The organism is Pseudomonas sp. PSPC2-3, assembly GCF_049898265.1.
Lineage (GTDB): Bacteria > Pseudomonadota > Gammaproteobacteria > Pseudomonadales > Pseudomonadaceae > Aquipseudomonas > Aquipseudomonas veronii.
This window is the reverse complement of the sequence record NZ_JAFCXJ010000006.1, coordinates 215,804-228,151: the sequence shown is the minus strand read 5'-3', so window position 1 is coordinate 228,151 and position 12,348 is coordinate 215,804. Positions and strand designations below refer to the sequence as shown.

11 protein-coding genes and 1 pseudogene are annotated in these 12,348 nt (G+C 60.0%); 6 read left to right on the top strand and 6 right to left on the bottom strand.

Features of this window, described 5'->3' with window-relative positions; all coding sequences use genetic code 11:
- Positions 1 to 61 precede the first annotated feature (61 nt).
- Positions 62 to 1,159: a carboxynorspermidine decarboxylase gene (locus ACP7E3_RS15585; RefSeq protein ID WP_017846533.1), complete on the top strand. Its 1,098-nt coding sequence runs from the start codon at positions 62 to 64 to the stop codon at positions 1,157 to 1,159.
- 28 nt (positions 1,160 to 1,187) lie between these two features.
- Positions 1,188 to 2,432, top strand: a complete 1,245-nt coding sequence (locus tag ACP7E3_RS15580) for a saccharopine dehydrogenase family protein (RefSeq protein WP_017846534.1) — start codon at positions 1,188 to 1,190, stop codon at positions 2,430 to 2,432.
- 153 nt (positions 2,433 to 2,585) lie between these two features.
- Here ACP7E3_RS15580 and glsB read toward each other — a convergent pair whose 3' ends face one another.
- Positions 2,586 to 3,494 carry a glutaminase B gene (glsB, locus tag ACP7E3_RS15575; RefSeq protein WP_079444045.1) on the bottom strand — a complete coding sequence of 303 codons (909 nt, stop codon included), beginning with the start codon at positions 3,492 to 3,494 and terminating at the stop codon, positions 2,586 to 2,588.
- Positions 3,495 to 3,592: 98 nt separating this feature from the next.
- Positions 3,593 to 4,003 carry a hypothetical protein gene (locus ACP7E3_RS15570; RefSeq protein ID WP_017846536.1) on the bottom strand — a complete coding sequence of 137 codons (411 nt, stop codon included), beginning with the start codon at positions 4,001 to 4,003 and terminating at the stop codon, positions 3,593 to 3,595.
- Positions 4,004 to 4,112: 109 nt separating this feature from the next.
- Here ACP7E3_RS15570 and ACP7E3_RS15565 point away from each other — a divergent pair, with 109 nt between their 5' ends.
- Positions 4,113 to 4,982 carry an AraC family transcriptional regulator gene (locus ACP7E3_RS15565; protein WP_426123616.1) on the top strand — a complete coding sequence of 290 codons (870 nt, stop codon included), beginning with the start codon at positions 4,113 to 4,115 and terminating at the stop codon, positions 4,980 to 4,982.
- On the opposite strand, the gene ACP7E3_RS15560 is transcribed toward ACP7E3_RS15565, so the two are convergent.
- Together ACP7E3_RS15560 and ACP7E3_RS15555 are read right to left on the bottom strand one after the other, a co-directional pair.
- Complete coding sequence (locus ACP7E3_RS15560; protein ID WP_046383691.1) at positions 4,973 to 5,614, bottom strand: ribonuclease T2 family protein; 642 nt, start codon at positions 5,612 to 5,614, stop codon at positions 4,973 to 4,975. The two genes, ACP7E3_RS15565 and ACP7E3_RS15560, sit on opposite strands and share 10 nt — an antisense overlap.
- Positions 5,615 to 5,704: 90 nt before the next feature.
- Positions 5,705 to 6,685 carry a Gfo/Idh/MocA family protein gene (locus ACP7E3_RS15555; protein WP_057004684.1) on the bottom strand — a complete coding sequence of 327 codons (981 nt, stop codon included), beginning with the start codon at positions 6,683 to 6,685 and terminating at the stop codon, positions 5,705 to 5,707.
- Between the two features lie 126 nt (positions 6,686 to 6,811).
- Between ACP7E3_RS15555 and ACP7E3_RS15550 the strand changes: the two genes are divergently transcribed.
- Together ACP7E3_RS15550 and ACP7E3_RS15545 are read left to right on the top strand one after the other, a co-directional pair.
- Positions 6,812 to 7,174: an NUDIX hydrolase gene (locus tag ACP7E3_RS15550; RefSeq protein WP_046383693.1), complete on the top strand. Its 363-nt coding sequence runs from the start codon at positions 6,812 to 6,814 to the stop codon at positions 7,172 to 7,174.
- Between the two features lie 78 nt (positions 7,175 to 7,252).
- Positions 7,253 to 7,429: a hypothetical protein gene (locus ACP7E3_RS15545; RefSeq protein ID WP_156422910.1), complete on the top strand. Its 177-nt coding sequence runs from the start codon at positions 7,253 to 7,255 to the stop codon at positions 7,427 to 7,429.
- A gap of 692 nt (positions 7,430 to 8,121) precedes the next feature.
- On the opposite strand, the gene ACP7E3_RS15540 is transcribed toward ACP7E3_RS15545, so the two are convergent.
- Entirely contained in the window at positions 8,122 to 8,451 is a 330-nt protein-coding gene (locus ACP7E3_RS15540; protein ID WP_026139966.1) for a hypothetical protein, read from the bottom strand.
- 460 nt (positions 8,452 to 8,911) lie between these two features.
- Between ACP7E3_RS15540 and ACP7E3_RS15535 the strand changes: the two are divergent.
- Positions 8,912 to 11,749: pseudogene (locus ACP7E3_RS15535) on the top strand (DUF6531 domain-containing protein); the annotation flags it as partial.
- 88 nt (positions 11,750 to 11,837) lie between these two features.
- On the opposite strand, the gene ACP7E3_RS15530 reads toward ACP7E3_RS15535, so the two are convergent.
- Entirely contained in the window at positions 11,838 to 12,275 is a 438-nt protein-coding gene (locus ACP7E3_RS15530; protein WP_046383694.1) for a DUF3995 domain-containing protein, read from the bottom strand.
- Between the last annotated feature and the right edge of the window lie 73 nt (positions 12,276 to 12,348).

Sequence of the window (12,348 nt, the reverse complement as noted above, 5' to 3'; positions counted from 1 at the left end):
GCTCCAAGTGCGGGCACAATGCGTGTCCTTTTTTGGCAGGCACCGCCGCAGGCTCTCAAAAATGATCAAAACGCCGTACTACCTCATCGATAAACAGAAACTTCTGGTCAACATGCAGAAGATTGCTTACGTGCGCGAACAGTCCGGCGCCAAGGCGTTGCTGGCGCTCAAGTGCTTTGCCACCTGGTCGGTGTTTGACCTGATGCAGCAATACATGGACGGCACCACGTCGTCGTCGTTGTATGAATTGAAGCTCGGTCGCCAGAAATTCCAAGGCGAGGCGCACGCCTACAGCGTGGCCTGGGCCGACGATGAAATCGAAGAGATGCTGGAAAACTGCGACAAGATCATCTTCAACTCCATCAGCCAACTGCAGCGTTTTGCCGAACGTAGCGAAGGCAAGACCCGCGGCCTGCGCGTCAACCCGCAGGTGAGCAGTTCGGATTACCTGCTGGCCGACCCGGCGCGTCCGTTCAGCCGCCTGGGCGAATGGGACCCGGTGAAGATCGAAGGCGTGATCGAGCAGATCTCCGGCTTCATGTTCCACAACAACTGCGAAAACGACGACTTCAGCCTGTTCGACAAGATGCTCGGCACCATCGAAGAACGCTTCGGCGCGCTGCTGCACAAGGTCGAGTGGGTCAGCCTCGGCGGCGGTATCCATTTCACCGGTGAAGACTATGCTGTGGACGCATTCTGTGCGCGCTTGAAGGCGTTCTCCGAGAAGTACGGCGTGCAGGTGTACCTGGAACCCGGCGAAGCGGCGATCACCAACAGCGCCTCGCTGGAAGTCACCGTGCTCGACACGCTGTACAACGGCAAACACCTGGCCGTGGTCGACAGTTCCATCGAAGCCCACCTGCTGGACCTGCTGATCTACCGCCTCAATGCCAAGCTGGCGCCGAGCACGGGCGAACACACCTACATGGTGTGCGGCAAATCCTGCCTGGCCGGGGACATTTTCGGCGAGTATCAATTTGATCGTCCGTTGGCCATCGGCGATCGGCTGTCGTTCATCGACACCGCGGGCTACACCATGGTCAAGAAAAACTGGTTCAACGGCCTGAAAATGCCGTCCATCGTAGTGAAACAACTCGACGGTACAGTCGAGGTGGTTCGTGAATTTGGTTACGACGACTACCTGTCCAGCCTTTCGTAAGCTGGCGGATAAAGGAGAGATAAAGCAATTGAAAAAGAACGTTCTTATCATTGGTGCAGGAGGTGTCGCCAAGGTGGTGGCCCACAAGTGTGCGCAGCACAACGACGAACTCGGTCGTATTGCTATTGCGTCGCGCAACATCTCCAAATGCCAGGCCATCATCGACAGCGTCAAGGCCAAGGGTAGCCTCAAAGTACCCGCCGACATCCAAGCCTTCGCGCTGAACGCCCTGGACGTGGAAGCGACCAAGGCCCTGATCCGCGAGACACAATCGCAGATCGTCATCAACGTCGGCTCCGCCTTCCTCAACATGTCGGTGCTGCGTGCCTGCATCGATACCGGCGTGGCTTACCTCGACACCGCCATCCACGAAGAGCCGGGCAAGATCTGCGAGACCCCGCCGTGGTACGGCAACTACGAATGGAACCACCTGGAAGAGTGCAAACAGAAGAACATCACCGCCATCCTTGGCGTGGGCTTCGACCCGGGTGTCGTCAACGCGTATGCCGCGCTGGCGCAGCAACAGCATTTCGACCGCATTGATTCGATCGACATTCTCGACGTCAATGCCGGCTCCCATGGCAAATACTTCGCCACCAATTTCGACCCGGAAATCAACTTCCGCGAATTCACCGGACAGGTGTGGAGCTGGCAGAACAGCCAGTGGACCAGCAACACCATGTTCGAAGTCAAACGCACCGACGACCTGCCTGTGGTCGGTTCGCAGAACCTGTACCTGACCGGCCACGATGAAGTTCACTCGCTGTCGAAAAACCTCGACGTGCCCAACGTGCGTTTCTGGATGAGCTTCGGCGAGCATTACATCAACGTGTTCACCGTGCTGAACAGCCTCGGCCTGCTCTCCGAAAAGCCGGTCACCACCGCCGAAGGCCTGCAAGTGGTGCCGTTGAAAGTGGTCAAGGCCGTGCTGCCCGACCCGTCTTCGCTCGCCCCCGGCTACACCGGCAAGACCTGCATCGGCGACCTGGTCAAAGGCACCAAGGATGGCCAGCCGCGCGAGGTGTTCATCTACAACGTGGCCGATCATGAAGAAGCCTACGCCGAGACCGACAGCCAGGGCATCTCCTACACCGCCGGCGTGCCGCCGGTCGCCGCTGCGCTACTGGTAGCGCGTGGTGAGTGGGATGTGAAGCGCATGGCCAACGTCGAGGAACTGCCGGCTGAGCCGTTCCTGAAAGCGCTGGACGTGATGGGCTTGCCGACTCGGATCAAAGACGAGCACGGCGATCGGGCCTGGGATGCGATTGCCTGACAGGCGATAGCAGACCGAACCAAAATGTGGGAGGGGGCTTGCCCCCGATAGCGGTAGATCAGTCACAGCTGTATTGACTGACACACTGTAATCGGGGGCAAGCCCCCTCCCACATTTGGATTCGTGATGCTTCCTGCACACACGGGAGCGGCTTCAAAACACCGACCACCCAATCCGCTCACTCAACAATTCCAACGCCTTGATCCCCGCCAGCGAATTCCCCGCCGCGTTCAACTCCGGCGACCACACGCACACCGTGAACTGCCCCGGCACCACCGCGACAATACCGCCGCCGACCCCGCTCTTGCCCGGCAAACCCACGCGATAGGCAAAGTTCCCCGCCTCGTCATATAGCCCGCTGGTGGCCATGATCGAGTTGACCTGCTTGGTCTGGCGCGCAGTCAGGATCTGCTCGCCGTTGTGGGCACTCACCCCCTCGTTGGCCAGGAAACTGAACGCCCTGGCCAGGTCCAGGCAGCTCATCTGCAACGCGCAGTAGTTGAAGTAGCTGTGGAGCACCGCGTCGACGTCGTTATGGAAGTTGCCGAACGACTTCATCAGGTAGGCCATGGCCGCGTTGCGCGCGCCGTGTTGCGCTTCCGATTCGGCGACGACGCTGTTGACCAGGATCTGCGGGTTGCCCGACAGGCGCCGCACAAAGTCGCGCATCGACAGAATCGGCACGGCAAAGCGTGACTGGTTGATATCGCAGATCACCAGCGCGCCGGCATTGATAAAGGGGTTGCGCGGGCGGCCGCGTTCGAATTCCAGCTGCACCAGGGAGTTGAACGGTTGCCCCGAGGGCTCGTGGCCGAGGCGCTCCCAGATGGTTTCGCCGCCGTGGTCGATGGCTTGCACCAGGCTGAACACCTTGGAAATACTCTGCACCGAGAACAGGGTATCGGCATCTCCGGCGCAGTAGGCTGCGCCGTCGTTGCCGTACACGGCGATCCCCAGTTGATCGGCGGGCACGTCGGCCAGCGCGGGAATGTAGTCGGCGACGTTGCCGAGGCCGATCAGTGGACGAACTTCGTCGAGAATCGACTCCAACAGCGCCTGCATGTCTTGTCCTGTCATCGTTCTTTGAATCAGTGGTAAGCGGGGCGCGGAGGATACTTCAATGCGCTCGGTAGTCCCACTGGCGGGAGGCGGTGTATGGCTTAGAAATACGTCACATCCGACACCTGCTCATCCAGCACATCCCGCGCCAGCGCCCACGCCTGGTCATTGGACGCCACCATCAGCAGCGGATAACCCCAGGCATTGCCAAACGTCGCGGCGAACGGCTTGAGTGCCCGGCGCTTGGCCGCGCAGGGCTCCACCTGGATCATGCCTTTGACATACGCACGCAGGGCCTGCCGGTGTGTCTTCATCCAGTGCGAGGCGTGCTCGCGCTCTTCGTAGGAGTGCGCGTGATTCAGTTCGTCCAAGGCTTTTTCATACAGCAACACAAAAGATTGCTGACGTGCCAGCAGGCCTTCGAACATCACGAAGCTGTCCTGCGACCCGCCTTCATTCGGCGCATCAAAAACGATCTTCACCACGGGAAATGCTGAACTGTCGAGTCGCATGGCAGAGTTCCTTAATGAGAGGGAGTCTCACTATAAGGCTGACGAAGCTGGACGGCATTGCACAGAATAGCCAGAATGTTTCGCAATTCAGCCAAGCTGCGAGCTCACCATGAAACGCCATCGCCTGGACCTGCATGATCCGTTGTTAGCCAAGGATGCCGATCTGGTCCAGCGTGCGGTGGTGGCCGTGAGCGCGACCAGTACGTCCGAGCGTTGGGAGCACGTTCAGCACACCCACCGCAAAGGCCAGTTGATGTACACACTGCGCGGGGTGATTCATTGCGAAATCGAGGCCGGCATCTGGATTGTGCCGCGCCAGTGTGCGCTGTGGATTCCCGGCGGCATGCCCCACGCCGCGCGTGGCGCCGGCGAAGCTGAGTTGTATTGCCTGCTGATCGACCCGGAGGCTGCCGGCGGCCTGCCCTCGCAATGCTGCACCCTGTCGGTATCCGGCCTGTTGCATGAGTTGATCAGCAAGGCGGTGAGCTTCCCGCAGTTGTACGACGTGAACAGTGCGCAGGGGCGTTTGATCGACACGCTTTTGGACGAGCTGGCCCAGGCGCCCATCGAAGGCCTGCACCTGCCGATGCCCCAGGACCCGAGGCTGCGTCGCCTGGCCGACAGCCTGCTGGCCAACCCCGGCGACAAGGCCACGCTCGGCCAGTGGGCGGCGCGCATCGGCATGAGCGAGCGCAGCATGACGCGCTTGTTGCTGGAGGAGTCAGGCCTGAGCTTCGGCCGCTGGCGTCGGCAGTTGCATGTGATCCTGTCGTTGCAACGACTGGCCAGGGGCGAAAGTGTGCAGCGGGTCGCCCTGGACTTGGGCTATGAAAATGCCAGCGGTTTTATCACCATGTTCCGCAAGGCCGTGGGCCAGCCGCCAGCGCGTTACCTGGCGGGCCGCGTCGGGGTGTCGACGTCAACCGAGGCCCCGGCGGCCATCGCATTGCACTCGCTCCAGGCGCCCGATCAGCGCTGAACCGGAATGCGGATATCACCGTCCCGGCACTGGGTTTTCACGCTCTTGGGGCAGCCGGCAAAACGCAGTTCCTTGCTCAGGCACACGCGCACTTCGGACAGCACCTTGCCCTTGCAGATCACCGCCACGCCATGGTTGCCCATGGCCGGGTTACTCTCGCGAAAGAGCGCCTCGATCTCCCGTGCCTCCAGGTAACCCGGCACGTTGAACGGCTGCAATTGCTGCGGGATCTGCACCGTGGCCAAGGCCGCATCGGTGGCTTGCAGGTAACGCGTGGCTTCCAGGCCGCTGCAGGTGCCATGTTTGGACCATTCATGCTTGAGCAATGCCTGCGTGGGGAATATCAACGCGCCTTTGGCCAACTCATCCGCCGACAGCCGCGACTGCGTATCGCACGACGCCGGCCAGCCACCCCGCGCGTATTGCGGCCATAGCCCATGCAATACAAACCCGTAGCCTTTGCCGCTGCATTGCTCGTTGTTCGGGTGCGCCAGGCAGAACGTCGGCGACCACGACAGCGACAGCACATAAAAATCAAAGTCCCCCGCCGGCCGTTGCTCACGTGGCGCCGCCTGCGTCGCCATGCTTGCCAGTACCCACCCCACGGCCAGCCAGGCTGCCTTGTATTTCATCCGTCTGTTCCTTGAAAAAAATAAGCCCGCATTGTGAGTGCAGGCCAGGGTCCGGCGAAAGTGGTGAATGCAACGCCGGCGCCAGGAAAACTACTCAGGATGATAGGGATTGCGTTGCAGCACCTTGTCCAGAATCCGGTCGGTCTTCAATGCCTCGATCGCCAGCGAGGGGTGCTCGGCTTCGCCGCGAATATGGGCGTTCATGCCCAGCACATGGTGCCACTGGATATGCGTGTGGCAAGGCACCTCCAGCACTTCGTCGACCGCCCCTTCAAGCCGCAACGGCTGGTCGTCGAACACCGCAAACGTGATCCGCCCCAGGGTGCCGATCAGCTCGACGCGATCTTCACGGCGGTCCGCGACAAAGTTCCAGCAGCCCATGCCCAGCGCGCCGGAGCTGAAAGTCCAGCAGGCGGTCACCGCGTCTTCCGCCGCATACTGTCCGGCCTGTCGCGCGGTAAACCCGGCAACCTCGACAATGTCGCCGGCCAGGTACTGGAACAGATCAAAGCCGTGGCTGGCCAGGTCGGCAAAGTAGCCGCCGCCGGCAATGGCCGGGTCGGTGCGCCAATTGGCGGCACTGGTGTCTTCGACGGCTGGCGGCTTGCACAGGGACCAGGTCAGGTGACGCAGTTGGCCGATGCGTCCATCGCGCAACCAGTCGCGCACTTGCTGGAAGCGCGGCAGCGAGCGGCGATAGTAGGACACAAACAAATGCAGCCCGGCACGTTCGAAAGTGCGCTGCATCAATGCGCCCTGCTCGGCATTCAGCGCCATGGGTTTTTCGACACAACAGTGCTTGCCGGCGGCCGCGACCATCAGGCTGTATTCGAGGTGGCTGTCGGGCGGTGTAGCGATGTACACCGCGTCCACCTCAGGGTCGTTGATCAGTGCCTGGGCGTCGGTATAGAAACGACCAATGCCGTGGCGTGCCGCATAATCGCGCACAGCCTCTTCGCGGCGCCCCATCACGGCCACCAGGGCCGAACCTGGCGCTTTGTAGAAAGCAGGTCCACTCTTTAACTCAGTGACGCTGCCACAGCCGATCATGCCCCAACGTACCGTCTTCATCTGCTCCCCTCGTGCGTTGTCGTCAATCGACCAGTATCTATATCCTCACGCAGATGCGCCACCACCACCCAGCATGACATTTGCATTACACTTTTATGACAGACATCTCGCTGCGGGGCACAGACGATGAAAATACGCGCAACGGTGATTTGCGAACACGAGGGGCATATCCTCTTCGTGCGCAAAGCCAGATCTAAATGGGCGTTGCCGGGCGGTAAGGTCGAACGCGACGAGCGCCCGGTAGGCGCCGCCGAACGGGAGCTGGAAGAAGAAACCGGGTTGAACGTCGACGGACTGCTGTACCTGCAGGAATTGAAGGCGCGCGACACGCTGCACCATGTGTTCGAGGCGTCGGTGGTGAACATCGCGCAAGCACGGCCGTGCAACGAAATCATCGATTGCCGCTGGCACGCCTACAGTGCGATGGACGAGCTGGACACTACCGATACCACCCGGCACATCGTCAAATCCTTTCTGCGACGCCTGTAGTTCCGCGCTCTGTCCGGCGGCCTGTGCAGATTCTGCGTCGGGGCGCTTCACTCGAATGTGCTCAGGCAGGTTATCGACTTGCTCGCCACCGAAATCGGTAATCTCATCCAGCGAGTTGGATGGAACAGTGTGATGCTCGAGTTTGCCGAGAACATCGACGAGTTGCTGTACCAAGCCAAGCACAATGGTCGGATGCGCGCGGAGCTTGTTGATGCCGACAACAAATCCCAGGCAAAAAAAATCCCAAGTAGCTGATGGAAACTTGGGATTTAAAAAATGCATAAACCGTGGGAGGTGAACGCCCGGCTATAGTACCGATTGCCTAATCCCGTAACAAGATGGTTTTAATCCTTTCGTCGGAATAAAACAATCGTAAGTCCTTCAATAACCACACATTTATCAAGGTAGGGAGGTATATAAGTGCCACTTTTTGGTGCAAATACCATCGCGACTTTGAAGTACTATTCCCCTTTATAAAGAAGGGTTATCAATCGATCTCGGCGTCAGACTTTTCGATGACTGTCCGCTCAACTGTTTGCACGTATTGCTAAGTTCAATCCTGTTTGCCGACGCGGCACTGGCCACGCGCTCCACTTGCCTGCAGAGAGCCAGGTACTCGACGGTCTGTTCACGCTGGCGGTCGACTTTGGCATTGAGTTGTACGAAATAGATCCCCAGCAACACCGCAACGCACAACACCGCGACTGCGAAGTAGCGCAAGCTGTCGGGCGACCGGGGCTCCGGAGGGGTCATCATTTTAGTGCGCCCTGCTCTTCCGGCAGCGAACGTCGGCGATCAGGAACAGCGCGGCGACATCATCCGACGTCGCCCCGGGAAAAAGCGTTTGCATACCAGCCTCCTCAATGACGGGGGCAATTGTATGCAAATAGAAACACTGAGATTGTCGTGGATTTGTAAACCGCGCTGCTCGACCAGCAAGAAGCGCCTTATTTGCGCGCCACTTTGTAGCGCACGCAATCCTGATAGAAACTCTGGCGAATCGCCTCGGGCTTGAGCCGTGAACGGCTGTCATAGGTCTGCTCGGTGATGCCCATGGCCATCATCCGCATCCATGACTTGTTGAACTTGATGGTCTGGATCTTCTGCCGCGCGGCATACAGTGAAACGCCCGACAGCTTGAGTTCCTGTGCCCTGGCGGCCGTGCCCGCGCCCCAACTGCACATGTACTTGTCGCCCTCGCGCAACTCCCGCGCCTGTACGGCAGCCGCGCCGCCGGCCAGGGAACAGGCGATCAGCATGATTCCTACATTGCGCATTTGCTTCCTCACCTAACCAGCTGAAAATAAAAGCGATTCTGGCGAGAATTTTGTTACAAAGGGGCCACTAAATTGCCTTATCGCACGGATTGAAGGATCGCCACAACGCGGGCTCAACTCGCCGGCCGATATCTGGAAACCGGGCGGCAAGACGAGTGGTTTTATTTGCGCGAACGATGACGGGCGGTCTCGCAATCGGTCGGATCGACTTTTTGGGTAGCCCTTTCAATTGCTTTTTCGCGGGATTTTCCCTGGGTGTGTCAGCCCCTTCTGATTTTTCCAGCCGTTCGTCCAGCGTCTTTTTTCCGCGGCAGACTCCGACGTCTTACCCTTTGCCGAGACGTCACGGATGACTAACGCTTCCCACATTGCCTTTATCACACCTGAGCTGGATGGCATGCATCAACGCCGGGCCGAGTATCCCCAGCAGGTCAACGCCGGGTATGGCGCACTGGATTCGCTGAGGCTGACCGATGCCGCACTGGACGGGCTCCTGCCGTTCGAATGGACGCGGTGCTATCACCCCCGTGCGGTGGATGTGGACTGCGGATTGGGGGTTTGCTGGAGCCACTCGCTGGCGCATCGGCTGACGCTGACAGACGCCTCGGCGGTGTGGATCGACCATGAGCACCGATCGACCGCCCTGCCCTTACCGACCGAGGCGCGACCGACAACCGGCAATCGCCAGGCCGACGCCGCGATCTACCTGGGGGCGCCGCCGGATGAGCTGGTGCTGTGCCAGGCATCGCGCTTCTACCACTTCTGCCACGGTGTGCTGACCGCGATCAGCGATGCCTACGGCAACCGGCTGCGAATTGTCCGCGATGTGTTGGGGAACATTGAACGCCTGGATAACAGTGTCGGTCGCTCGCTGTTTTTCCGTTATGAGCGCGGCCACTTGGTGGCCCTCGATTACCAGGTTCAGCGGCCCGCGGGCGGTGCGGCAGGGGATTGGATGACCGAACAGACCGTGGTTTCCTACACCTATGACGACATTGGAAGACTGGTTTCGGCGACCAATGCCGTAGGGGAAAGCGAGACCTATCGGTACGACGAGCAACACTTGATCCTTGAACGCCAGTTAGCCGGCGGCGCGCGCTTCTTTTGGGCTTGGGAACGAGCTGGCAAGGCGGCGCGATGTGTCCGGCATTGGGCGAGTTTCTTGCAGATGGACACGCGGTATGCCTGGGGGGACGACGGTAGCGTGACCCTTCACAACGCCGATGGGAGTCAGGAAACCTATGTTCATGCCCCGCAGGCACGGCGGGTGCAGCGGGTGGGTCCGGATGGCGCCAAGCATTTCAGATCCTATGACGACAAGGGCCGTCTCACAGTCGAGCAAGACCCCCTCGGCGCGGTAACGGCGTATCAGTACGACGACGCTGGATGCTTGGTCGCTTTTTTTCCGGGGGAAGATGAGCCAATGTCCTACGAGTATGACAATGGACTCTTAAGAGTTGTACGTCGTGGCCAGGCAGTTTGGAACTACGCACATAACGACCAAGGCAATGTCATTCGTCAGACCGACCCCGATGGCAACGTTACCGACTATAGCTACAACCAGTATGGCCAACTGATCGGGGTATGGTTTCCCGACCATAGCTGCCTGCGGCGGTGGTGGAATGAGCGTGGGCAGTTGCTTGAAGAACACTGGCCAAACGGCAGTGTGAAGCGCTATCGCTATGACGATCTCGGTCGGAGGGTGGCGCAGGAGGACAAGCATGGGGTGGCGACCCAGTACCAGTGGGACGGTGTCGGACGATTGGTTCGTGTGGTCATGCCCGGCGGTAGCACGCGGGAATACAGCTACAACCCCTACGGAAGAATCACCGCCGAACGCGATGAACTGGGGCACGTCACTCGCTACGAATACACCGACGGTCTGCCCCTGATCAGCCGCCGCATCAATGCGGACGGCACCCAGGTCAACTACCGCTACGACCACGTGCGATTGTTGCTCGCCGAAATCGAAAACGAAGTCGGCGAAATCTACCGCTTCGACTATCACCCCAACGGCCGGCTCCAGCAGGAAATCGACTTCGACGGCCGACGCACCGCCTATGCCTACGACCTCAACGGTCACCTGCTGGAAAAAACCGCACACGGCACCGACGGCAGTCAGCTCGTCAGCCGTTACCGGCGAGACCACGCCGGCCGGTTGGTCAGGAAAACCCTGCCCGATGGCGGCATTGTTGAATATACCTACGACCGCCAGGGCAACCTCCTCAGCGTCGACGACGGCTACCGCCCGCTTACCTACGAATACGACCCGCAAAACCGCCTGATCGCCGAACACCAGGGCTGGGGCACACTCCGTTATGGCTACGACGCCTGCGGCCGACTCAAATACCTGCGCCTGCCGGACAACAACCAGCTAGGGTTCAACCATGACAAGGGCGGCCACCTTGCGACCGTTGAACTCAATGGCGCGCTGTTGACGTCTCACCTGTTCGACGCCGGCCGAGAACACCAACGCGCCCAAGGCAAACTGCTCAGCAGTTACCAATACGATGAGCATGCACGCCTGTTCAACCATGGCATCTGCGATATCGAAGGCACTCGCTACCGCCGCCAGTACAGCTACGACAAAGCCGGCAACCTCAGGTACTTGCTCGACACCCGCAAAGGCGAGCACCGCTACCACTACGACACGCTAAACCGTCTGGTCCGAGCTGATCATTCCCAGGCCCCACAGGAACGCTTCGCCTACACGCCGGCGGGTAACCGTCTGACGCTCCAGGATGACCGCCACTACGACTACGACGCCTTTGGCAATCTCATCCGCGAACGGCGTGGCCAGGCCCACTCTGTCGTTACCGAATACCGCTACGACTGCCAGCAGCGCCTGATCGGCCTCACCCGCCCCAACGGCCAAACTGTCCACTACCGCTACGACCCGTTTGGTCGCCGCATCAGCAAAACCGTCGCCGGCACGACCACCGAGTTTTTCTGGCAAGGCGACAGACTGATCGCCGAGCACCACGCGCAACGGCATCGCAGCTACGTCTACGAACCCGACAGTGTCCGCCCACTGGCCCTGCTGGAAGGCTTCGGCCCACAGCACACCACGCCTTTCCACTACCAACTGGATCACCTTGGCACCGCGCAGGAACTCACCACGCCCGACGGCGAAATCGTGTGGTCCGCGCACTACCGCGCCGATGGCCGGATCACGCGATTGGACGTCGAAAAAATCGAAAACCCGCTGCGCTTCCAAGGTCAATACTTCGACCGGGAAAGCGGGCTGCACTACCATCGCCACCGCTACTACGATCCGGATAACGGTCGCTGCCTGACGGGTGGGCAGGATCAACGCCTATCGGTAAGCGCCCAAATCCACGGGGCGGGTCTGCAGGCGGGTGAACGCTCGCGGCGCGATCAGGCGATCAACTCCACGCCACCACCAACAACCCGGCGCCCAACAACAGGCACAACGGCGAATAAAAATACGTATCCCACCGTGCAAACCGCGAACCACCGACCTTTTTGAAAAAACCCACCAGCTCCGAATCGCCGATTGCCCTGGCAAACATGATCACGGCAATCGCGCTGATGCCCCATTGCAATGCGCCATGGGACACCGGCGAAAAATACAGCCCGGCCCGCAGGCAAACGAGCAAGGCAATTGCCACCAGGCCCATCGCCACCAGCAAGGTGCCCAATGCCGAAGGCTTGAACGCCAGGCGGGGGCCGCTGGCGAATTCGCCGGGAAGTTGAGGAATGGCGGCGAGGCTGCCGAGCTTGCCACCGGCGGCCCAGTACAAATGCACCATGCTGACAAAGGTGAAAATACCGACGATCCATCGTGCGACGATAAAGCTCATGGCGGCCTCTCCCGGAATTTGTGCGAAGTAGGATAGTCCCCCTGAGATTTTTTGCAGGCATTTCGTCGGCGGC